Raw genomic sequence first — 24,343 nt, 5'->3', positions numbered from 1 at the left:
ACAGTTATATTCCGATTTTACTTACTAGTGCCTTATAATCATTGAAATAATAAGGGAAAACTGAGTTACTTTCGAGATAAGTATAATTATGAACTTTAATTTCAAAAATACTTTGCCAACCATTGATTTAACTAGACTACATTCCTTATTTATCATTTTGAAATCTACCGCAATCACTACTGTTACTTTTTTAATTTTTGGAGCAAGATCATAATACTACATGCATTCTTAAAATCATTATATTTTTTGTAAATTTGCACAAAATTTATAAAACAAACATGCATGTTAACAGTTAATAATTTATCAGTTCAGTTTGGAAAGAGAATCTTATTTGATGAAGTAAACACCACGTTTACTCATGGAAATATATATGGGGTTATTGGAGCAAATGGAGCTGGAAAATCTACATTTCTTAAGATAATCTCTGGAGATATGGATCCTACCTCAGGTCATATTCATTTAGAGACAGGAAAACGTATGTCGGTTTTAAATCAAAACCACAATATGTTTGACGAACATACTGTACTTGAAACCGTAATGATGGGGAACAAAGTATTGTATGCAGTAAAAAAAGAAATGGACGAACTTTATCTGGATTACAATGATAAAAATGCAGATAGAATAGGAGAATTGCAAGTGCAATTCGAAGAAATGAATGGTTGGAATGCCGATTCTGATGCGGCTTCGATGCTTTCAAACCTAGGAATTACTGAGGAACATCACTATACTTTAATGGGTGATCTTGAGGGAAAAATTAAAGTACGTGTGTTGTTAGCACAAGCGCTTTTTGGGAATCCGGATTTATTAATCATGGATGAGCCTACCAATGATTTGGATTTTGAAACAATTGCTTGGTTAGAAAATTTCCTTGCAAATTATGAAAACACAGTAATTGTTGTTTCGCATGATAGACACTTTTTAGATTCTGTTTGTACTCATATTTCTGATATTGATTATGGTAAAATCAATCACTATTCAGGAAACTATACATTCTGGTATGAATCTAGTCAATTAGCAGCAAAACAACGCGCACAACAAAATAAAAAGGCTGAAGAGAAGAAACAAGAGTTAGAGGAATTTATTCGTCGTTTCTCTGCGAATGTTGCCAAGTCTAAACAAGCGACTTCTCGTAAAAAGATGATCAGTAAATTAAACATTTCTGAAATCAAACCTTCAAGCCGTCGTTACCCAGCGATAATTTTTGATCAAGAGCGTGAAGCAGGAGATCAAATTTTAAATATCCAAAATTTAAGTGCCTCTGTTGATGGAGAAGTTTTGTTTAAAGGAGTTGATTTGAATATGGCTAAAGGAGATAAAATTGTTTTATTTTCTAAAGATTCCCGTGCGACAACTGCTTTCTACGAAATCCTAAACGGAAAACAAGATGCAGATACCGGAAATTTTGATTGGGGTGTAACTACAAACCAAGCTTATTTACCAGTTGAGAATCACGCCTACTTTGAAAATGATTTATCATTAGTAGATTGGTTGCGTCAATGGGTTAAAACAGAGGAAGAACGTGACGAAGTAAACATTCGTAGTTTCTTAGGGAAAATGATTTTCTCAGGTGAAGAAGCATTAAAAACTTGTCGTGTATTGTCAGGAGGAGAAAAAGTACGTTGTATGATGTCTCGTATGATGATGGAAAGAGCTAATGTATTAATGATTGACGAACCTACAAATCACCTAGACCTAGAATCGATTACTGCTTTTAATAACTCTTTAAAAAACTATAAAGGATCAGTTATTTTTACCACTCATGATCATGAATTTGCTCAAACTGTTGGTAATAGAGTAGTAGAGCTAACTCCAAATGGAGCGATTGATAGCTACATGACTTTTGATGAATATCTTGATGATGAAAAAGTTCAAGAATTAAGAACTAAGATGTACGCTAAGTAATCTTTATATAGATATAGAATAGTATAAAAAAACTCCTGTAAATTTACAGGAGTTTTTTTTATTTTTATTTTCGACTAAAAACTTTACTGACGATCCATAAAATGACTGCTATTACAGCAACTACAATGAAGATTCCTACTCCCATTCCTGCTTTAAAAATTCCTCCTACTACTTCACAACTTGTAAATGAAAATAACACTAAAAAAAGCATTAATAATCTATTGATTCTCTTTTGCATATCGTATAAATTAAATTGTTATAATTGATTTGTTTTGTTACTGTAAAAGTACACAGAACACCATTTTAACATTTTATACAATTACGACAAAGAGTTGTGATATTTTGATGTAACCCTATTATTGCGTCAAATATGGATAATTTAAACTATTTTAAAATTATTGACAGCAGTTACAAAATTGTGTCCACATAAATTTTCTATTTATAAATTGTATTTTCTAAAGCGTTATATAATCATTGATAAAATTGAATTTGTATATTTGTCACACCAAACACCATATATTACTATGACTCAAAAAGTTTTACTTAATGCCAAAGAAGTCAATATCATTCTACACCGTTTGGCTTGTCAATTAATAGAAAAACATCTCGATTTTAAAGATACTATATTAGTAGGTATTCAACCTAGAGGTACTTTTATGGCTGAGCGTTTAAAAGAAATTCTAGAAAACGATTACAAGACTCCAGAAATCATGTTGGGTTATTTAGACATCACTTTTTTTAGAGATGATTTCCGTAGAACAGATAAGCCACTTGAAGCAAATAAAACTAACATTAATTTTATAGTCGAAAATAAAAAAGTCATTTTTATTGATGATGTATTATTTACCGGTAGAAGCATTCGAGCTGCATTAACAGCAATTCAATCTTTTGGAAGACCTTCAGAAATTGAACTACTTGTTTTAATAGACCGACGTTTTAGTCGCAATTTGCCTATACAGCCTGATTATCGTGGTAGACAAGTCGACGCTATAAATAATGAGAAAGTAAAAGTGAACTGGAAGGAGAATGAAGGAACTGATGAAGTTCATTTAATAACCACATAAGTAGCTACAATTAAGCGTATAAAATATTTAATCATACTATAATGAAAGAGTTAAGCGTAAATCATTTGTTGGGAATAAAATACATCAATAAAAATGATATCGATCTTATTTTTGAAACTGCTGATCATTTCAAAGAAGTCATAAACAGACCGATAAAAAAAGTACCCTCTTTACGTGATATAACTATTGCAAATATTTTTTTCGAAAACAGTACTCGTACAAAACTTTCTTTTGAATTAGCTCAAAAAAGACTTTCGGCAGATGTGATCAGTTTTTCAGCAGCACAGTCATCAGTAAAAAAGGGAGAAACATTAATTGACACAGTGAACAATATTTTATCAATGAAAGTTGATATGGTGGTGATGCGTCATGCTACTCCCGGTGCAGCTCATTTTTTATCTAATAATGTTAAAGCAAGTATCGTTAATGCCGGTGACGGTGCTCATGAGCATCCCACTCAAGCTTTACTAGATAGTTATTCAATTAGAGAGAAATTAGGTGATGTTGCTGGTAAAAAAGTAGTGATTGTTGGAGATATTCTACACTCTAGAGTGGCATTATCTAATATTTATGCTTTGCAAATGCAAGGTGCTGAAGTAAAAGTATGCGGTCCAAAAACATTGATACCTAAATATATTGAATCTCTAGGGGTAACGGTTGAACCTAATCTTAGAAAAGCACTAGAATGGTGTGATGTTGCAAATATGTTAAGAGTGCAAAACGAACGTATGGATGTGAACTTTTTTCCTTCTACAAGAGAATACGCGCAACAATATGGTTTAGATAAAGCATTGCTAGATAGCTTGAATAAAGAAATAGTTGTGATGCATCCTGGACCTATTAATAGAGGAGTCGAAATCACATCTGACGTAGCCGACTCACAACAATCTGTAATTTTAAATCAGGTAGAAAATGGTGTTGCTATTAGAATGGCAGTCATTTATCTATTGGCCTCTAAAATTCAGTAAATCTTTTTTCTTCACTATCTTAGCTATAAAATAACCACCTAACACACATAAAATGAAAGTAGATCATAAATCACATACTGTTATAATCAAAGATACTCAAGGTGATTTGGCTTCTTTTGTAACTAAGCTAACGCAGCAGTACAAATCTTTTGAAAAACTAAATATTACTGTTGATTTGCTTGCTCATAAAAATCTAACTGTTGCAGACGTTGAAGTTTTTTCGGCGTTGTCAGAACAACACAAGGCAGCTAAAAAATCTTTTATTATCGTTGCTGATGATATTGATTTTAATGAGGTCTCAGATGATATTAGTGTTGTTCCTTCTTTATTAGAAGCTCATGACATAATTGAAATGGAAGAAATTGAACGCGATTTAGGTTTTTAAAAACCAATTATAAATTTGTTCTCTTATCATTATAATTGGCTCAAACAATTAATAAAATAAAATTTCAAATTGAATTTAACTATACTTGGTTGCTATGCAGCCACCCCTCGCACTTTTACAAATCCTACTGCCCAAATATTATATATTAAAAATAGATTGTTTTTAATAGACTGTGGTGAAGGAACGCAAGTGCAACTCCGTAAGAACAAAATTAAGTTCTCAAAAATCAATCATATTTTTATTTCGCACCTGCACGGTGATCATTTCTTTGGACTCATTGGTTTGATTTCTACATTTATGTTATTGGGTAGAAATACTGACTTACATGTTCATGGCCCCAAAGGAATTAAAGAGATTATTAAACTACAACTGAAATTATCGAATTCTTGGCCAACATTTAATTTGCATTTTAACGAATTAGAAGCTAAAGAAAGTGTTGTTGTCTATGAAGATGAAAAAGTTATTGTGCGCACTATTCCTTTAAAGCACCGCATCTATACTAATGGTTTTTTATTCGAAGAGAAAGTAGAAGCTAGGAAGTTAAATATTCAAGTAGTGGCATCTTACAATATTGATAAATGTTATTTCCAAAATATTAAAAACGGAAGAGATATTACGTTAGATGATGGACGCGTAATTCCAAACGGGGAGTTATCGCTTGATCCAGCAGTCCCTATGCGATATGCGTTTTGTTCTGATACTGTGTACAACGAAGCAATTATTCCCTTGATAAAAGATGTAGATATTTTGTATCACGAATCTACATTCTTAGATTCTGAAGAAGCTCTTGCTAGTAAGACCATGCATACAACAGCAAAGCAAGCTGCCACAATTGCTTTAAAAGCAGGAGTAAAACAACTAGTTTTAGGTCATTATTCGACAAGATATGACAAAATTGAAATTTTCAAGGAAGAAGCTTTAACTGTTTTTCCAAATATATTATTGGCCGAGGATGGTAGAAGTTTTAGTTTCTAACGCTGGCCTTATTGTAACACTTTACTATTACTAAAATTATGAGTACAAACGATTTAAGTGATTATAGAAAATCATACGAAAAAAACGAGTTATTAGAAACAAATGTTCCTGAGGACCCTATTAATTTATTCAATCAGTGGTTTCATGAAACTGAAGAATATGGTGGAGTAGAAGAGGTAAATGCAATGACTGTAGCAACAATTGGGAAAGATGGTTTCCCGAAATCTCGAGTGGTACTTCTAAAAAAATTCAACGAAGAAGGATTTATTTTTTATACCAATTATGATTCTGAGAAAGGGCAAGCAATAGCAGAAAATCCAAATATTTGCCTTTCTTTTTTTTGGCACAGTATGGAGCGACAAATTATAATTAAAGGAGTAGCAAAAAAAGTGGCTCCAAGTACATCAGACAATTATTTTGACTCTCGTCCAGAAGGCAGTAAATTAGGTGCTGTTGTATCTAACCAAAGTCAGGTGATTCCTTCGAGAGCGTATCTTGAAGATCATTTGGTTGAGTTAGAAAAAAAATATGAAAAGGAGAGTATCTCTAGGCCAGAAAATTGGGGCGGATACATTGTTGAACCTACAGTAGTCGAATTTTGGCAAGGTAGGCCTAATCGTTTGCATGATAGAATTAGGTACTCAGTAGAAAATCAACACGATTGGAAAATAGAAAGACTAGCTCCTTAAAAATAAGTTTTTAGGTACCTTTTTATATTTTTAATGTATTTTATCGGTAAAACATTGTGTTTTATCTGATTATTTTTATATTTGTAGAGTAATTGAGAAGCAATTATTAAGAGTTTGCCCTAACTCTACTATAAGTTTGGCCGCTAAGGTTTATCATAATAATTACTTAGTTGGTTTTTTGTAATTCAGGATGTTTGAAAGTATTTTCGAGCATCCTTTTTTATTGTTTATTATTTGAGCAAGCTTTGATTTTTTATTGTTTTAAAATTTGCAAAGTTCTCACGTCTAAATAGTGTAGCAAGTAATTGCTATCGGCTCGTCTTGTTAATCGCCAATATCTTTCTGCCTCGCAACAGCTACAGCTGAAATGATTACTGTTAATTTTCGAAAACATTTTTAGTTTACGTACTAATAAAGTAAATTTAGAACTTTAATTAACCAAACCATTACCATGAAAAGAAGGTCTTTTTTGACAGCCACAACGCTCGCCTCTGTAGGGCTGAGTACACTTATTATAACAAGTTGCATGAAGAATAGTAAAGATGAAGAAGCTGCAAATGATGTAGTTCCAGTTGACAATTTATTATTTGATCTCGACGAACAAACAATTGCTAGTTTGAGTCAGAAATTTGAGGCAGGAACTTACACGATTGAGCAAGTGACGAAGCTATATCTCGACCGTATACTAGCTATTGATAGAGATGGTCCCAATTTGAATTCGGTTATCGAAATCAATCCTGAAGCACTTGAAATTGCCAAGAAACTAGATGCCGAGTTAGCAGCAGGTAAAAAACGTGGACCTTTACACGGCATTCCGGTATTAATAAAAGATAATATTGACACGGCTGATAAAATGCAAACTACGGCAGGTTCGCTTGCCATGATGGGAAATATCGCTAGTAAAGATGCTTTTTTAGTTCAAAAATTGCGAGCTGCAGGTGCTGTGATTTTAGGAAAAACTAATTTAAGTGAATGGGCTAATTTTAGGTCTACGCAATCTTCTTCAGGATGGAGTAGTCGTGGACGACAAACTAAGAACCCTTATATATTAGATCATAGCCCGTGTGGTTCTAGCGCTGGTTCTGGGGTCGCTGTTTCGGCTAACTTGTGTGCTGTGGCTGTAGGGACAGAAACTGATGGATCTATCGTATGTCCAGCATCTGTGAATGGGATTGTTGGGATAAAACCCACTGTGGGATTGGTGAGTCGATCTGGAATTATTCCTATTTCTGCTACTCAAGATACGGCAGGACCAATGGCTCGAACTGTTACCGACGCAGCAATTTTATTAGGAGGAATGATTGGGATTGATGAAAATGATGCAGTTACTCTAGAGAGTAAAGGAAAACAACAAATAGATTACACCAAGTTTTTAGACAAAAATGGATTGGTAGGAAAACGCATAGGAATCGAAAGAAAGCTTCAAGGTACAAATCCTGTCATCAATGCTGTTTTCACCGATTCAGTTAACTTATTAAAAAGTTTAGGAGCTACTGTAGTTGAGATAGATTATTTGGGTCGAATAAGTGAACTAGGCGATGCTGAATACACTGTTTTACAATACGAGTTCAAAGATGGATTAAATCGCTATTTGGCTACAGCCAATGCCAACGTGAAATCTTTGAAAGAAGTTATCGATTTCAATTTACTCAATCGATCCAAAGCGATGCCCTACTTTAACCAAGAGATTTTAGACAGTTCACAATTGAAAGGTCCTTTGAACGAACAGGAATATAAAAAAGCATTAACTAAAAGTTTCGATGGGAGCAAGGCTATTCTAGACAGTGTTATCGAAGGGAATTCCTTGGATGCTATTTGTGGCATCACAATGGGACCTGCTTGTAGTATTGATGTTATTTATGGGGATAAATGGGGTTATTCGCTTACCATGCCAGCGGCCGCAAGTGGCTATCCACATATTACCGTTCCAGGTGGAGTAGTATATGATTTGCCTATTGGTTTTTCATTTTTTGGTTTGCCATATACTGAGGGTAACTTAATAGGTATGGGATATGCGTTTGAGCAAGCGACTATGAAACGTGTGAAACCTAATTTTAAAAAGGCCTTTTTGTCATAAGATAGATATTTAGTTTTGATTTTAAGACCTTATTCAAATAGGTCACCAGGAAATATACTAGGCACGCATAGTATATTTGACTATATTTGTTACAACTAAAAAACTTCAAAATGATAAAACCTACGCTTACTGCTCTTTTAAATATTAGCCATCCGTTAATTATGGCACCTATGTTTCTTGTTTCGAATACAAAAATGGTAATCGAAGGAATGAACGCAGGAGTTGCAGGGTGCATACCAGCATTAAATTATCGAACAATTGAAGAGTTACGTACTTCAGTTCAAGAATTGAAGAGTGCTAAAGTTGCTGGAGGTAGTTTTGGTTACAATTTGATCGTTAATAAATCGAATATTAAATACAAAGATCAGTTGGCTGTATTGTGTGAAGAGAAAGTTGATTTCATCATAACTTCGCTAGGTTCTCCAGAAGAAACGATTAGGCAGGCACATAAAGCAGGAATCAAAGTTTTTTGTGATGTAACCGACCTCGCTTTTGCAAAAAAAGTAGAAAGCCTTGGGGCAGATGCTTTAATCGCAGTTAACAATGAAGCGGGTGGGCATAGAGGAAACTTGTCGGCAGAGCGACTGATAAAGGAACTCAATGAGAATACATTATTACCAGTGATTTCTGCAGGAGGAGTGAGCAATAAAGCCACTCTTGATAAAATGTTATCTTATGGTGCAGTGGGTGTATCTGTGGGTAGTCCTTTTATTGCCTCTTTTGAATCTGGAGTATCGCAAGAGTACAAACAAGCTTGTGTTGATTTTGGTGCTAAAGACATTGTATTAACTGAAAAAATTTCAGGAACTCCTTGCACCGTGATTAATACTGCTTACGTTCAAAAAGTAGGTACAAAGCAATCTTGGATCGAACGTACTTTATACAAAAACAAGACGTTGAAAAAGTGGGTTAAAATGATTCGATACATGATAGGGTCAAATGCCGTGACAAAAGCGGCCACCGAAGTTACTTATAAAACAGTATGGGTTGCAGGTCCTACAATCGAAGATACTACGGCGATCACTAGTGTGCAAAATATTGTTGCTAAAATATGCTTATAGGCAATTATAAATAAGTTAAAAAGCCTTTTCATCATGCTGTTGAAATGGCTTTTTTTATACACTGTCGTTAGTATGTTGAGCATAAAAGAAACTAGCTAAAAGGCAGTATGCTTAACTAGTTGTTTGGGTTTTACTCAACGCCTCGCATAAGTTTAATTCTCATTGCAGTTTTATTACTCCATAAAAAAAATCGGGACTAAGTTATAAAAACCCAATCCCGACTTTTAAAAAACATATTTAAGTTATTCTTTGAAATCTACTGAGAGTGAATTTACGCAGTATCTTTGTCCTGTAGCTGTAGGGCCGTCATTAAAAACATGACCTAAATGACTTCCACAATTTGCACAAACAATTTCGGTGCGAATCATTCCATGTGATTTATCCAGTACATTTTTTACTTTACCCGGTATGGCATCGTCAAACGATGGCCAGCCACAGTGCGCATCAAATTTAGAGTCGCTTTCAAATAGGGGTTCGTTACAAGCGCCACAACAGTAAGTACCTGCTTCATAATGTAAGTTATAGGTGCCTGTATGAGGACGCTCCGTACCTTTTTCTCGTAAAATGCGGTATCTTTCTTCCCCTAATTCCTCTTTCCATTGTGCTTCTGTCTTATTTAAAGGATATTCCATTTTGTATCAGTTTTAATATTAATGTGTAACTGTAAAGTTAACGACTTTTTCAATAACTTTAGTATCACCAAGTATCTTCCGGTGTCCTAAATTTTCTGTTAATAAAAGTTCTCCATTTTTTAAGTGCTTATAAATATTTTTTCCTGCTGTGACTGGCACTTCATAATCTTGATTGTCATGAATAACGAGTACGGGTATGTCAATTTTTTTAGCCGCTTCAAATGCCGAATAATCGCTCATTTTTTCGCCATATTTTTTTTCGAAATGTTCACGTAGTAAAACAGCGTACTTTTTATCCAGATTTAATTTCGAAATAAATTCTTCTATAATATCTTGTACCACGTCACCACTACCTATCACTGAAGCATTTCTGACTTTCAAACCTTGCTTGATCGCGTTTAATACTGACATTCCGCCTAGCGAATGACCAATAGCGCCTTCGAAAGGACCGTATATTCTATCGATCTCTAAAATAGCAGCAATAAAGTCGACCATAATACTATTGTTTCCCGGCGACTTACCATGTCCAGGAGCATCAAAACTTACTGTTGAATAGCCTGCTTTCACCATTTCATCGGCAATTTTAAAAAGCTGTGTTCCGCGGCCAGACCAGCCGTGAACTAACAATATTTTCTTATCACTTTTTCCGTATTCATATACGACAATATCTTTTTTAATTGCACGTACCGTAACTTTACTTTGCGTACTATTTGCATCCATATTCAATTCACGCTTAGGTGTTTTGTGTTTGATGGGCGTTGTAAATAATTTTGATGTAAAAAGGGTAGTTAATTTTGGTGAAATATGTGAGATAAGTTTACTGCTCCGCAATATTATGGTAGGAATTTTTATGGATTGTGTAGGAATTGGAGATTTTTTTGACATTTCAATAAATTTTTAGAAGGTCGGTTATTGTATTAATTTTTAACTAATTTTAGAAAGGGTTAAAAGTACTCTATTTTATAGTTAATCTGTCACTTTTAAAACATTAACGAAAGTGTATGAATTGCAATATGAGAGAAATATAACCTTAGAATAGACTGTAAAATTTAAAAAAGTATAATGGATATAGTTCATATTAGTGCAGAATGTTACCCCGTTGCAAAGGTAGGCGGTCTAGGCGATGTTGTAGGTGCATTACCAAAATATCAAAACAATGCGGGAAATACGGTAAGCGTCGTGATGCCTTGCTATGATACTAAATTTAAGGAAGCAAATCAATTCACTGCAGTTTATGAAGATATTGTAAAACTAGGGCAGTTTGAATTTCCTTATGAGGTTTTAAAGGAAACAACAAATAAATTAGGTTTTGAATTGTATTTAATTGCAATTCCGTCCTTGTTTGACCGTCCGGATGTTTACGGTTATGAAGACGATATTGAGCGTTTTGTATCGTTTCAGATTGCAACATTAAACTGGCTTTCAAACCGCGCTACGGTGCCGGATATTATAAATTGCCACGATCATCATACAGGATTAATTCCTTTTATGATGCTTTATTCACATCGCTATGAAATATTAAGAAATACGCCTTCAATTATTACTATTCATAATGGTTTATATCAAGGACAATTTGGCTTTGATAAATTACATTATCTACCAGAGTTTGATGTAGAGCATGCTAACCTATTAGAATGGGATTATTGCATTAACTCATTAGCTGTAGGAGTAAAGTGTGCGTGGCATGTAACCACGGTTTCTCCTAGTTACTTAGAGGAAATAAGCCATTTTGCAAATGGATTAGAACGACTATTTACAATGGTGCAATATAAGTCTAGAGGTATCTTGAACGGGATTGATACGCAATTATGGAATCCCGCATCAGATAAATTATTAGAAAAGCACTATGACATCAGTAATTTTGAATTAGGGAAATTAGAAAATAAAAAAATACTGTGTAAGCTATTTAATTTGGATCCTGAGAAACCGCTGTTTTCATTTATAGGAAGATTACTAAATGAAAAAGGAGGAGATTTACTGACACAAGCTTCAGCTTTAGCTTTATCAGAAAATTATAAGGAAATAAATATATTGATATTAGGATCGGGAAATACTGAGATTGAAAACGACCTTAATAGATTAAAGGGAGATTATGTAGGTAATTACAATACATATATAGGCTATAACGAGGAGTTAGCCCATTTAATATATGCTGCTGCTGATTTCTTATTAATGCCATCAAGAGTAGAGCCTTGTGGTTTGAACCAAATGTATGCCATGCGTTATGGGACGATTCCTATTGTAAGACGTACAGGAGGGTTGCAAGATACGGTTATCGATTATGGAGACAACGGAAACGGAATTTGTCATGATCAAGCTTCTGTAGGTGATATATGTTATTCCATCAAGAGAGCGGTGGGTATATACAATGATAAAGAGCATCTCAATAAAGTTATTCAATTAGGCATGAGCACCGATCATTCATGGGAGCGTGTATGCCAAGAATATTTAGAAGTTTACAAACTATTAATAGATAAAGTATGAAAGTCAAAAAGAAAAATGTAGTATCAATTATTCTTGGAGGTGGGCAGGGATCAAGATTATCTCCTTTAACTGCTACTCGATCAAAGCCAGCTGTTCCTATTGCTGGAAAATATAGACTAGTTGATATACCTATTTCAAATTGTTTAAATTCAGACATTAAGAGAATGTTTGTTCTTACTCAGTTCAATTCAGCGTCACTAAATGCACATATTAAAAATACCTATACCTTCAATGCTTTTAGTCAAGCATTTGTAGATATTCTGGCTGCTGAACAAACACCTGATAATCCTACGTGGTTTCAGGGAACTGCTGATGCTGTGAGACAATGCATGCCGCATTTTTTAAATCATGAGTTTGATTATGCTTTGATTCTTTCAGGAGATCAGTTGTACCAAATGGATTTTAACGATATGATTGAAGCACATGTTAACGCTAATGCAGAAATTACGATAGCTACATTACCGGTAAATGCTAAAGACGCTTCTGATTTTGGTATTTTGAAAACAAATGACAAGAACGAAATTGTTTCTTTTATCGAAAAGCCTGTCCGTGATTTATTGCCTGATTGGGAATCTGAGGTCAGTGAACAAATGGAAAGTGAAGGAAAAAAATATCTTGCATCGATGGGGATTTACATTTTCAATAGAGCGCTGCTCGAAGAGTTAATGAGTGATCCAGAAACAAAAGATTTTGGTAAAGAAATAATACCACAAGCTGTTGGTAATCGAAATATTCTAAGCTATCAGTATGAAGGATATTGGACAGACATTGGTAATATAGACTCCTTCTTTGAAGCAAATATTGGGTTGACCGATGATATTCCGCAGTTCAATTTGTTTGACAACGATAATAAAATTTATACGCGTCCAAGATTATTGCCTCCTTCTAAATTTCACAATTCATTAATTGAAGAGTCATTAATTTCTGAGGGTTGTATTATCAGTGCCAAAGAAATTAAAAAATCGGTTATAGGGATTAGAGCACGCATAGGTAATGATACCATTATCCATACCAGTTACGTTATGGGTAATGATATGTATCAAAGCTTAGAGGAGATGGATAGAGATAAAGAGAATGGAAAAATTTTAATAGGGATAGGAGAACGCTGTTTTATTAAATGTGCTTTAGTAGATAAAGATTGCCGTATTGGTAATGATGTTTATATTAATGGAGGACCGCATCTTGAAGATTTCGCCAATGCACTTTATGTCATTAAAGATGGAATCGTAGTTATTAAAAAAGGCGCCGTTATTCCTGATAATTATAGAATAGAATAGCAACATTTTTTTATCAAAACTTACATTCATCTATTATTACATCACAAGCTTATATGAGCAACGTACAAACACATTCTCTTTTTACTGATTTCGACATCAATTTGTTTAAAGCAGGTAAGCATTATCGTTTATATGAAAAACTAGGCGCCCATCTAATTGAAAAAGACGGTATAAAAGGCGTTTATTTTGCTGTTTGGGCTCCTTCAGCGGCAAGTGTTTCGGTAGTTGGAGATTTTAATTACTGGACCGGTGGCGAAAATTTATTACAAGTTCGCTGGGACTCCTCAGGTATTTGGGAAGGCTTTATTCCTAATATTGGTCACGGAGCAATTTATAAATATAAGATAGCATCTTCCATAGATGGCGTGATTACAGAAAAAGCAGATCCTTTTAGTTTTTACTGTGAAAAGCCCCCGCACACTGCCTCGGTAGTTTGGGACTTAGAAAATAAGTGGATCGATGAGAGCTGGATGCTAAACCGTAAAAAACACAACGATCTAGACAAACCATATTCTGTTTATGAGGTACATCTTGGTTCTTGGAAACGCGGCGATGATGGAAAAACATTTTTAACGTATTTAGATTTTGCTAAAGATTTAGTGGGTCACGTGAAAGAAATGGGTTTTACACACGTAGAGTTCATGCCGGTTATGGAGTATCCCTATGATCCTTCATGGGGGTACCAACTCACAGGTTATTTTGCGCCAACATCTCGTTTTGGGACTCCACAAGAATTCATGCATTTAATAGAGCGTTTGCATCAAAATGACATAGGGGTTATACTTGACTGGGTTCCATCACATTTTCCAGATGATGCTCACGGATTAGGCTTTTTTGATGGTTCCAATTTATATGAACATCCAGATAGGAGAAAAGGATATCATCCTGACTGGAAAAGTTTAGTTTTTAACTACGGTCGCAGTGAAGTACGCTCTTTTCTTATAAGTAACGCTTTATTCTGGCTACATCATTACCATGTTGACGGCTTGCGCGTAGATGCCGTCGCTTCTATGTTATATCTTGATTATTCTCGAGATGATGGAGAATGGGAACCAAATATCTTTGGTGGAAACCAAAACTTAGATACCATCAGTTTTTTAAAGGAATTTAACGAAGCGGTCTATCTCAATTATGAGGGTGTACAAACCATTGCCGAAGAGAGTACTTCTTTTCCTATGGTTTCTAAACCCACAGATATGGGAGGTCTTGGATTTGGAATGAAATGGATGATGGGTTGGATGCACGATACCTTGAATTATTTTAAAAAGGATACCGTTTATAGAAAATACCATCAAAACGAACTAACCTTTTCCATGACTTATACTTTCACTGAAAATTTTATGCTGCCATTATCTCATGATGAGGTAGTGCATGGTAAAAAATCTATTTTTGGTCGAATGCCGGGTGATGAATGGCAGAAATTTGCAAATTTAAGGTTGTTGTATGGCTATATGTTCACGCATCCAGGAACCAAGTTATTGTTCATGGGCTGTGAATTCGGACAAAGTGCAGAATGGAATTTCGAACAAAGTTTAGATTGGCATTTGCTACAATACCCTTATCATAGTGGTATTAAAAAACTAGTCACTGATTTAAATGGATTATATAAGTCGGAACCTGCTTTGTATGAAAAACAATTTTCTTCAGAAGGTTTTGAATGGATCAATTATTCTGATCATCAAAATGCCGTTTTTTCTTTTATTCGAAAAGGAAACTTAGAGAAAGACAACCTTATAATAATTTGCAATTTCACAGAAGTAGTGCGAGAAGATTACCGAATTGGAATTCCGACAAGAGGAATTTTGACTGAACTTTTCAATTCTGATGCTAAAATTTATGGCGGAAGTGATGTCTTAGATAGCAAGAAAGTGACGATTGACACTTCTCCATATGATGGAAGAGATTATTCTGCAGCATTATTATTAGGTCCGTTAAGTGTTAAAGTTTTTAAAATTTCATAATTGTCACAAATTAGAATTAAGTCTAATTAGCAATTCTGTTTTTTTAAAGATTAAAAAATATTTAAATGGTAAATAACTGCAGTGTGAGTAGGAGGAGAGCTTATATCGTTTTCGTGAATAACTAGTTAATAATAAAGCTTTAAGGTCTTTTTTTTTGTACGTTTACTTGCAGAGAATAGTTAAATAATAATATCAAATAGTATGATAACAAATACCGAATTAGAATACAAAGGAGATTTATATCCTACAAAAATAGTATCATTTGAAAAAAATGTAGATTCGTTTTATTTTCACACAGATAACAATGTTGTTTTAAAAGTAACTGTTCTTAGAGATAGCTTGATACGTTTTCGATTTACAACAAAAGGTTATTTTAGTAATGACTTTTCGTATGCAATCGATACTACGCAACTGCATGGTTACAATGCTTTAGAATTTAGTGATGAGGTAGATTATTACCAAATTACAACGAGTAAAGTAAAATGTAAAATTCAAAAAGCCGATTTAAGATTATCTATATATGATTTATCTGATGCAGTATTGCTTGAGGACGAACTAGGATTTCACTGGGAGGAAAGTTACGAGTTTGGTGGAAACATCGTAAAAATGAGTAAAGCTTCAAAAGATGGAGAGTCTTTTTATGGTTTGGGAGACAAAGCGACTCAAATGAATCTCAAGGGAAAACGTATTGAGAATTTTGCTACAGATCAATATGCTTTTCAAAAAGATCAAGAACCACTTTATAAAGTAGTTCCTTTTTATATTGGACTTCAAAACAAACAATCCTACGGTATCTTTTTTGACAATACTTTCAGAACATTTTTTGACTTTTGTCAAGAAAGAAGGAATGTAACTAGTTTTTGGTCTGAGGGTGGTGAGATGAACTATTACTTCATTTACGGCCCTAAAATGGAAGATGTTGTTACCACTTATACTGATCTTACCGGTAAACCTGAGTTGCCGCCATTATGGGCGCTAGGTTATCACCAGTGTAAATGGAGCTACTTTCCTGAGAGCAATGTGAAAGAAATTACAGCCAAATTTAGAGAGCTTAAAATTCCTTGCGACGCAATTTACCTCGACATTGATTATATGGAAGGTTTTAGATGTTTCACTTGGAATAAAGAATATTTTCCAGATCCCAAGAGAATGGTCAAAGAACTTTCTGATGATGGTTTTAAAACGGTAGTAATTATTGATCCAGGAATTAAAATAGATAAAGAATACCCTGTTTATCAAGAAGGGTTAAAGAACGATTATTTTTGTAAAAGAGCTGATGGACCTTACATGAAAGGAAAAGTCTGGCCAGGAGAATGTAACTTTCCTGATTACACGAATCCCGAAGTAAGAGAATGGTGGGCAGGATTATTTAAAGAATTAATTGCCGAAGTTGGTGTCAAAGGAGTTTGGAATGATATGAACGAACCTGCAGTGATGGAAGTTCCTAATAAAACGTTCCCTATGGACGTACGACACGATTATGACGGTAATCCATGTAGTCATAGAAAGGCGCATAATATCTATGGAATGCAAATGGCGCGTGCAACGTATCACGGGGTAAAAAAATATACCTATCCCAAACGTCCTTTTATAATTACTAGGTCGGCTTATGCGGGAACGCAACGCTACAGTTCATCATGGACTGGTGATAACGTAGCAACATGGGAACATTTATGGATTGCTAATATTCAAGTGCAACGTTTGTCTATTTCAGGAATGGGATTCACAGGATCTGATATTGGTGGTTTTGCAGAGCAGCCTTCCGGCGAATTGTATGCTCGATGGATTCAATTAGCAGTATTTCATCCATTTTGTAGAACACATTCTTCTGGTGATCATGGTGATCAAGAACCTTGGGCATTTGATACAGAAGTAATTGACATTACTAGAAAGTTTGTAAACTTAAGATACCAGTTGTTGCCATATTTGTACACTATGTTCTGGCAATATATTGAAGAGGGAGTACCTATGTTGAAACCTCTAGTATATTATGATCAAGATGATACGCAGACACATTATCGCAATGATGAGTTTATTTTTGGGAATCAAATATTAGTTTGTCCTATTTTAGAGCCTAACTCTGTAGGACGTAGAATGTATCTCCCAAAAGGGGAGTGGTATAACTACTGGACCAATAGATTAGTATGTGGTGGAAAAGAAATGTGGATTGATACTAAATATGATGAGATTCCAGTATTTGTAAAAGCCGGTGCTATAATTCCTAAATATCCAGTACAACAATATGTAGAAGAATTAGATTTTGACGAACTTACATTAGATTTATACTATAAAGAAGGTATCGAAAAATCTGTGGTGTATGAGGATGCTCAAGATGGTTATGATTATAAAAAGGGAAGATTTAGTTTTTTAACTTTTCAAGTGACAGCTAAGGAGAAAGAGGTTATCATTCAATTGCATAAAGAAGGTAAGTTTGAAACGAATTATTCTGATTATAAAATTAATTTAATTGGATTGCCATTTAAGATTAAAAGTATACAACTGAACAATGAACATGAGGATTATAATTGTGATGAAATTAATGCCAATGGATTCTTAATTGTGCCAAAAGAATTTCACGTTTTACATTTAATGGGTGCTTAAATAGTTAGATTGTGATATAAATGAACAGAATTATATAAATGTTAAATGGATAATATTTGTATTTTTGTTAACTAATTAAATAAATAACCATGAAAAAGCATTCAATATTAGTAGGATTAGGAATAGTAGGATTATTATTTTCTTGTGCTACCAACCCATTAACAGGTAAAAAGACTTTAAATTTTGTTTCTAATAGTGAATTGTTTCCAACATCTTTTCAGCAATATGGTGAGTTCTTAAATGAAAATAAAGTTGTTACTGGAACAACAGACGCTAAGAAAGTAGAAACTGTTGGAGTTAAAATCAAATCAGCTGCTGAACGTTATTTAGCGTCTTTAGGTCAAACAGCTTATTTAGATGGATACCAATGGGAATATAAATTAGTACAAAGTCCTGATGTTAATGCTTGGTGTATGCCAGGTGGAAAAATTGTTGTTTACTCAGGGATTTTGCCAATTACTAAAGATGATGCTGGTTTAGCAACTGTTATGGGGCATGAAGTTTCTCACGCATTAGCAAATCATGGTGCGCAACGTATGAGTGTTTCACAAATTCAAGAATTAGTTGGTGCTGGAGTTTCTGTAGCAACATCAGGAAAAAGTGCTGCCACTCAACAAGCATTTAGCACTGCTTATGGATTAGGTTCACAATATGGTGTTACATTACCTTTTAGTAGAAGTAACGAATCTGAGGCGGATAAAATTGGACTAACGCTGATGGCAATTGCTGGTTACAATCCAGAAGAAGCTGTAAGTTTTTGGACAAGAATGTCAGCTAATTCAGGTGGTGCAGCGCAACCAGAATTTATGAGTACACACCCTTCTGATGCTACACGTATCGCAAACATCAAAGCAATGATTCCGGAAGCAAAAGCTACTGCAGCTAAATTTGGAGTTATTTTCAAATAAAATATAAAGCGAAATTATATAAAGCCAATTCTTCGGAATTGGCTTTTTTTATGATTATTTTTCATACCATTACGCGAGTTGCAAAATAAATTAAATACATTAGTCTAAAATAATTTTCTATGAGATCATTGCAAAAAGGGGACGAAAAATTAATTAATGCTTGGGCTTTTTACGATTGGGCAAACTCAGTATACAGTTTGGTTATTGCTACAGCGATTTTTCCTATTTATTACGATTCGGTAACTGGTGAAAATGGTGGTAGAGTACAGTTTTTAGGTACTGATTTTAATAATAGTACGCTATTATCCTATTCCTTATCATTTTCATTTTTAATAGTGGCCCTGCTTTCTCCAATTTTGTCTGGAATTGCCGATTATACCGGAAATAAGAAAAAGTTCCTCAAGTTCTTTTGTTATTTGGGGTCACTATCAGTAATTAGCCTTTTCTTTTTTAGAGGTCAGGATACATTATGGATTGGGATTTTAGGAACCGTACTTGCGAGTATTGGTTTTTGGGGAAGTATTGTATTTTATAATTCTTACTTGCCCGAAATTGCTCATCCGGAGCAACATGATAGAGTGAGCGCAAAAGGCTTTATGTTTGGTTATCTAGGTTCGCTATTGCTATTAGGTTTTAGTTTATTATTAGTGATGAAGCCAGATCTTTTTGGTATTACAGATAGTTCTTTACCCGCAAGGATTTCTTTTTTGGCTGTAGGGATTTGGTGGATGGGATTTGCTCAAGTTACTTTCTATTATTTGCCCAATAATGTTTTTCATAAAAAGCCTGAGAAGGACTATATATTTAAAGGACTGAAAGAATTAAAAATTGTCTTTAAAAATGTACTTCAACAAATTGCACTCAAGCAATTCCTGATCGCATTTTTTCTATATAGTATAGGGGTGCAAACGGTTATTTTACTAGCGGGACTATTTGGAAAAAAAGAATTAGGAATCGATACTAGCAAGCTAATTATCATTATTTTAATCATCAATGTAGTAGCAATATTTGGAGCTTTTTTGTTTTCGAGAATATCTGAAAAGATTGGAAATATCAATACGTTAAAAGTTACGATTATCATTTGGTGCGGAATCTGCATAGCTGCTTACCTGCTAGATGCTAAAAGCGATTCAATTGATTTGCAGTTTTACGCTTTAGGAGGAACAATAGGGATGGTTCTAGGGGCAATTCAAACACTTTCACGCTCTACGTATTCAAAACTACTACCAGACACAGAAGATCACGCTACCTATTTTAGTTTTTTTGATGTGACCGAAAAAATTGCCATAGTATTTGGAACATTTATTTTTGGGTTTGTAGGAGCGATTACAGACTCTATGAGAGATTCTTTTTTGATATTGGCTTTATTCTTTTTACTGGGATTCATAGTTCTAGCAATGATGAAGAAAGAGGAAAAATAATTATTTTCGAACAAAAAAAAGCTGCTAGATTATGGTCATAGCAGCATTTTAAGTTTTAAAAATAAAGCAAATTACTTCATAGATATTCTACCTGATCCGCTTACTTTAGTGTCTTTTGTCACAGGAGTACCTTTACAACTTATATTTCCTGAACCCGCTACTTTTGCTTGCAAATCATTGCTGCAATTCACGCTGATGTCTCCCGAACCAGAGAGTGCTGCTGACACATTTTTAGCGACAAGTTCTTCACTTTTAATATCTCCAGAACCAGCCAAGCTTGTTTCATAATTATCAGTTGTACCTCTTAATACGATATCACCTGAACCGCTTAATGATGCTTTTACATTTTGTGAGGCCAATGTGAGATTGATATCTCCAGAACCCGACAGCTGTATCGCTATGTCCTCAGCTTTTATAGTTGTTTGTGAAGTTATACTCCCTGATCCTGCTAATGAAATTGAAGAAACTGCTTCTACAGGAATTGTTATCAAGAGTCTTTTTTTGCTACTAAGACTTGTGTTTTTCTCAGTATAAGCTGTGAGTACGTTATTTTTAACTTCTACTACGACTACTGGAATTATATTTTCTTCCCCTTCGATCACAATATTTCCCTCTTTACCTTCAACTAAAGAAACGTCAAAAAATCCTGCAACCTTAATTTCATCATAGGGTGCTGTTGTGCGTCTTTCGGTGACAACATTACCATTGCCTTTTATTGTTTTTTTTGATTTCCACTGTGCATTTGCTGCTACAATAAATAAAAGGCTCAAGCAAGCCGTTAATGTGATGGTCTTTTTCATGTTTAATTGATTTGTTATTGATAGATTTTGTATTAGATAAAATTGAGATTCATTTTCCAGATGCCTTTTGTTAATACTAGTTGTTTCATATTTTAGTTTTTATGACTTAAATCGGAATGATTAATCCTATAATATTTAGATAAAGTTACTAACTAAAATGATTGTATAGTTCTATAAATCAATATTTTTACGTTAATTATATTACTTTCTTAATTCATCTTGAAAACTTTTGGGTTACAGTATAATTCTAAATATGATTTTTTCTTCTTATTCGAAAAACGAGGTAAAGACAGGATTATTAGTAATTGATGACGTTGATTAAATATAAAGCGGTCCTTGATTTAGTATACTATCGTATTTAAAATAAAATTAAAAAGGTATTATATTTAAAAGTAATTAATTGTTATTTTAGTCTTTTCCATCAATGAAATAAAACGATTACTGTAGTAACTTATATGACTTAAGGCAACAATTACATGATATTATGGCATAGTGATTGCCCCATTACCCCTGTAAATATTTTATAGTGTTTGTTGCTCTATTTTAAGTAAAGCCAAGCCAATATTTACTTAGAATATTAAACTTAATGACAAAAAGACTTAAAAAATACTATGTCAAATCATAAAATACTAACAATTGACAACTTGTCACTTCAAGAATTCGATTCTGAAGCCGAATTGATACCTTTATTAACACCAGAAGATGAAGAGGAAATGATCAACGAGCAATTGCCCGAGTCATTACCTATTTTACCATTGCGAAATATGGTTTTGTTTCCTGGCGTTGTAATCCCAATTACTGCTGGACGCGATAAATCGATCAAATTAATTGATGATGCTAATGCCGCTGGAAAAATTATAGGTGTGGTTGCTCAAAAGAACGAGGAAGACGAAGATCCAACAAAAGAGGATATTCATAGCATAGGAACTGTAGCGAGAATTTTACGTGTTTTAAAAATGCCTGATGGAAATACGACTGTAATTCTTCAAGGTAAAAAGCGCTTTGAAATTGATACCGTAGTTTCTGAAGATCCCTATCTTACTGCAACTATTAAGGAATTTGAAGAAAGCCGCCCTGATCAAAAAGATAGCGAGTTTCTAGCAATCTTAGAATCGGTTAAAGATATTGCTATCCAAATAATAAAGGAGAGTCCGAACATTCCTAGTGAAGCAACTTTTGCCATTAAGAATATCGAGAGTCAATCTTTTCTAATCAATTTTGTAACTTCAAATATGAATTTGACAGTTAAAGAAAAGCAAGATTTATTAGCAATTAGTAATCTTAAAGACAGAGCTTTAGAGACGCTTCGATATATGAATATCGAGTTGCAAAAACTAGAGCTTAAAAATGATATTCAATCTAAAGTTCGTTTTGATTTAGATCAGCAACAAAGAGAATATTTCTTGCATCAACAAATGAAAACAATCCAAGAAGAGTTGGGTGGTGTTTCACAAGAAGAAGAGATGGACGAGATGTCTCAGAAAGCTAAGACAAAAAAATGGGACGATAAAACGCAAAAACATTTCGAGAAAGAATTGTCTAAAATGCGTCGTATGAATCCGCAAGCTCCAGATTTCGGAATTCAAAGAAATTACTTGGAGTTGTTTTTAGAGTTACCATGGAATGAATACTCAAAAGATAATTTTGATTTAAAAAGAGCGCAAAAAATTCTTGACAGAGATCACTTTGGATTAGAAGAGGTAAAGAAGAGAATGATTGAGCACTTGGCAGTCTTGAAATTGCGTAATGATATGAAATCGCCTATTATATGTTTAACAGGACCTCCAGGTGTGGGAAAAACATCAATAGGTCGTTCAGTTGCAGAAGCATTAGGCAGAGAGTATGTTCGTATTTCTTTAGGAGGTTTGCGTGATGAATCTGAAATTAGAGGGCATAGAAAAACATATATTGGCGCTATGCCAGGACGTATTATTCAGAGTTTGAAAAAAGCGAAAACGGCTAACCCTGTTTTTGTTTTGGACGAAATTGATAAATTATCAAATAGCAATCAGGGAGATCCGTCTTCTGCCTTGTTAGAAGTTTTAGATCCAGAACAAAATAGTTCGTTCTATGATAATTTCTTAGAAATGGGATTTGATTTATCGAAAGTGATGTTCATTGCTACTTCAAATAATATGGCAGCAATCCAACCGGCTTTGCGCGACAGAATGGAAGTAATTAAGATGTCGGGATATACTATTGAAGAAAAGGTAGAAATAGCTCGTCAACACTTATTTACGCGTCAATTAAAAGAGCACGGATTGACTTCGAAAGATTTGACTATTGGAAAAAAACAATTAGAAAAAATCGTTGAAGGGTATACAAGAGAATCTGGAGTTCGTGGATTAGAAGCAAAAATTGCGCAAGTAATTAGAAATGCTGCTAAGTCAGTTGCGATGGAGGAGGAATATAATAAAAAAGTTACTGACGAGGATATTATTAAAGTTCTAGGGGCTCCTAGAATGATCAGGGATAAATATGAAAGCAACGATGTTGCTGGTGTAGTTACAGGATTAGCTTGGACGAGCGTAGGTGGAGATATATTATTTATAGAATCGTTGATTTCTCCAGGAAAAGGAACCATGACCATTACAGGTAATTTAGGTAATGTAATGAAAGAATCGGCTACAATTGCTTTAGAATACATTAAGGCAAATGCTGAAATTCTAGGAATTAATCCTGAGATTTTAACTAAAAATAATATTCATTTACACGTTCCGGAAGGTGCAACTCCAAAAGACGGACCTAGTGCTGGTATTGCAATGCTAACATCTTTAGTGTCATTATATACTCAAAAGCGCATTAAGAAAAATATTGCGATGACTGGTGAAATTACTTTAAGAGGAAAGGTATTGCCAGTAGGAGGAATTAAAGAAAAAATTCTAGCAGCTAAAAGAGCAAACATTAAAGAGATCATCTTATGTCAAGAAAATAAGAGTGACATTGACGAGATCAAACCAGAATATTTAGATGGATTGACTTTTCATTTTGTGAAAGAAATGAGTGATGTTCTTAAAGTGGCTCTTACAGATCAAAATGTAAAAAACGCTAAGAAATTGTAAACTAATTTTCAGTGTATTAGATAGGATTCCAATGCTAAAGCTTCAGTTAGAAGTTTTGGTATTGGAATTTTTTTTG

General features: G+C 34.1%; 19 protein-coding genes. 15 read left to right on the top strand and 4 right to left on the bottom strand.

Annotated features, from left to right (window positions below; genetic code table 11):
* The first annotated feature begins 282 nt into the window (after positions 1 to 282).
* Positions 283 to 1,902: an ABC-F family ATP-binding cassette domain-containing protein gene (locus tag H603_RS0114365; RefSeq protein WP_026709266.1), complete on the top strand. Its 1,620-nt coding sequence runs from the start codon at positions 283 to 285 to the stop codon at positions 1,900 to 1,902.
* 64 nt (positions 1,903 to 1,966) lie between these two features.
* Here H603_RS0114365 and H603_RS17575 read toward each other — a convergent pair whose 3' ends face one another.
* Positions 1,967 to 2,140 (bottom strand): hypothetical protein, encoded by a 174-nt coding sequence (locus H603_RS17575; protein WP_169628303.1) that lies wholly within the window; start codon positions 2,138 to 2,140, stop codon positions 1,967 to 1,969.
* Between the two features lie 286 nt (positions 2,141 to 2,426).
* Between H603_RS17575 and pyrR the strand changes: the two genes are divergently transcribed.
* The 7 genes from pyrR to H603_RS0114325 all read left to right on the top strand — a co-directional run bounded on the left by pyrR (position 2,427) and on the right by H603_RS0114325 (position 9,121).
* Positions 2,427 to 2,966, top strand: a complete 540-nt coding sequence (gene pyrR / locus H603_RS0114355; protein ID WP_026709265.1) for a bifunctional pyr operon transcriptional regulator/uracil phosphoribosyltransferase PyrR — start codon at positions 2,427 to 2,429, stop codon at positions 2,964 to 2,966.
* A gap of 41 nt (positions 2,967 to 3,007) precedes the next feature.
* Entirely contained in the window at positions 3,008 to 3,934 is a 927-nt protein-coding gene (locus H603_RS0114350) for an aspartate carbamoyltransferase catalytic subunit (protein ID WP_026709264.1), read from the top strand.
* A gap of 52 nt (positions 3,935 to 3,986) precedes the next feature.
* Entirely contained in the window at positions 3,987 to 4,319 is a 333-nt protein-coding gene (locus H603_RS0114345) for a hypothetical protein (protein WP_026709263.1), read from the top strand.
* 69 nt (positions 4,320 to 4,388) lie between these two features.
* Complete coding sequence (locus H603_RS0114340) at positions 4,389 to 5,294, top strand: ribonuclease Z (RefSeq protein WP_026709262.1); 906 nt, start codon at positions 4,389 to 4,391, stop codon at positions 5,292 to 5,294.
* A 38-nt stretch (positions 5,295 to 5,332) separates the two neighbouring features.
* Positions 5,333 to 5,983, top strand: coding sequence for a pyridoxamine 5'-phosphate oxidase (gene pdxH / locus H603_RS0114335; RefSeq protein WP_035676105.1), 651 nt, complete (start codon positions 5,333 to 5,335; stop codon positions 5,981 to 5,983).
* 526 nt (positions 5,984 to 6,509) lie between these two features.
* Positions 6,510 to 8,060, top strand: a complete 1,551-nt coding sequence (locus H603_RS0114330; protein WP_245576125.1) for an amidase — start codon at positions 6,510 to 6,512, stop codon at positions 8,058 to 8,060.
* 110 nt (positions 8,061 to 8,170) lie between these two features.
* The gene (locus H603_RS0114325) at positions 8,171 to 9,121 is read left to right on the top strand and encodes an NAD(P)H-dependent flavin oxidoreductase (RefSeq protein WP_026709259.1); all 951 of its coding nucleotides are present in this window, start codon (positions 8,171 to 8,173) and stop codon (positions 9,119 to 9,121) included.
* A 242-nt stretch (positions 9,122 to 9,363) separates the two neighbouring features.
* On the opposite strand, the gene msrB is transcribed toward H603_RS0114325, so the two are convergent.
* Together msrB and H603_RS0114315 are read right to left on the bottom strand one after the other, a co-directional pair.
* Positions 9,364 to 9,753 (bottom strand): peptide-methionine (R)-S-oxide reductase MsrB, encoded by a 390-nt coding sequence (msrB, locus tag H603_RS0114320; RefSeq protein WP_026709258.1) that lies wholly within the window; start codon positions 9,751 to 9,753, stop codon positions 9,364 to 9,366.
* A gap of 18 nt (positions 9,754 to 9,771) precedes the next feature.
* On the bottom strand, positions 9,772 to 10,638 hold the full coding sequence (locus H603_RS0114315) for an alpha/beta fold hydrolase (RefSeq protein WP_026709257.1): 867 nt from the start codon (positions 10,636 to 10,638) through the stop codon (positions 9,772 to 9,774).
* 177 nt (positions 10,639 to 10,815) lie between these two features.
* Between H603_RS0114315 and H603_RS0114310 the strand changes: the two genes are divergently transcribed.
* From H603_RS0114310 to H603_RS0114285, 6 genes are all read left to right on the top strand, one after another.
* Positions 10,816 to 12,237, top strand: coding sequence for a glycogen synthase (locus tag H603_RS0114310; protein ID WP_026709256.1), 1,422 nt, complete (start codon positions 10,816 to 10,818; stop codon positions 12,235 to 12,237).
* Positions 12,234 to 13,514: a glucose-1-phosphate adenylyltransferase gene (locus tag H603_RS0114305; protein ID WP_026709255.1), complete on the top strand. Its 1,281-nt coding sequence runs from the start codon at positions 12,234 to 12,236 to the stop codon at positions 13,512 to 13,514. Before H603_RS0114310 ends, H603_RS0114305 begins: the two co-directional genes overlap by 4 nt.
* A gap of 53 nt (positions 13,515 to 13,567) precedes the next feature.
* A complete protein-coding gene (glgB, locus tag H603_RS0114300; RefSeq protein WP_026709254.1) occupies positions 13,568 to 15,475 on the top strand; it encodes a 1,4-alpha-glucan branching protein GlgB in 1,908 nt (635 codons plus the stop codon).
* Between the two features lie 201 nt (positions 15,476 to 15,676).
* Positions 15,677 to 18,076 (top strand): glycoside hydrolase family 31 protein, encoded by a 2,400-nt coding sequence (locus tag H603_RS0114295; protein ID WP_026709253.1) that lies wholly within the window; start codon positions 15,677 to 15,679, stop codon positions 18,074 to 18,076.
* 89 nt (positions 18,077 to 18,165) lie between these two features.
* Positions 18,166 to 18,984 carry a M48 family metallopeptidase gene (locus H603_RS0114290; RefSeq protein WP_026709252.1) on the top strand — a complete coding sequence of 273 codons (819 nt, stop codon included), beginning with the start codon at positions 18,166 to 18,168 and terminating at the stop codon, positions 18,982 to 18,984.
* 119 nt (positions 18,985 to 19,103) lie between these two features.
* Positions 19,104 to 20,405, top strand: a complete 1,302-nt coding sequence (locus H603_RS0114285) for an MFS transporter (protein ID WP_026709251.1) — start codon at positions 19,104 to 19,106, stop codon at positions 20,403 to 20,405.
* Between the two features lie 71 nt (positions 20,406 to 20,476).
* Here the strand turns inward: H603_RS0114285 and H603_RS0114280 are convergent, their stop codons facing one another.
* Positions 20,477 to 21,205, bottom strand: a complete 729-nt coding sequence (locus tag H603_RS0114280; protein ID WP_026709250.1) for a head GIN domain-containing protein — start codon at positions 21,203 to 21,205, stop codon at positions 20,477 to 20,479.
* Positions 21,206 to 21,816: 611 nt separating this feature from the next.
* Between H603_RS0114280 and lon the strand changes: the two genes are divergently transcribed.
* A complete protein-coding gene (gene lon, locus H603_RS0114275) occupies positions 21,817 to 24,267 on the top strand; it encodes an endopeptidase La (RefSeq protein ID WP_026709249.1) in 2,451 nt (816 codons plus the stop codon).
* The last annotated feature ends 76 nt before the right edge of the window (positions 24,268 to 24,343 follow it).

Source organism: Flavobacterium frigidarium DSM 17623, from assembly GCF_000425505.1.
GTDB classification, from domain to species: domain Bacteria; phylum Bacteroidota; class Bacteroidia; order Flavobacteriales; family Flavobacteriaceae; genus Flavobacterium; species Flavobacterium frigidarium.
This window is presented reverse-complemented; position numbering and strand designations above follow the sequence as displayed.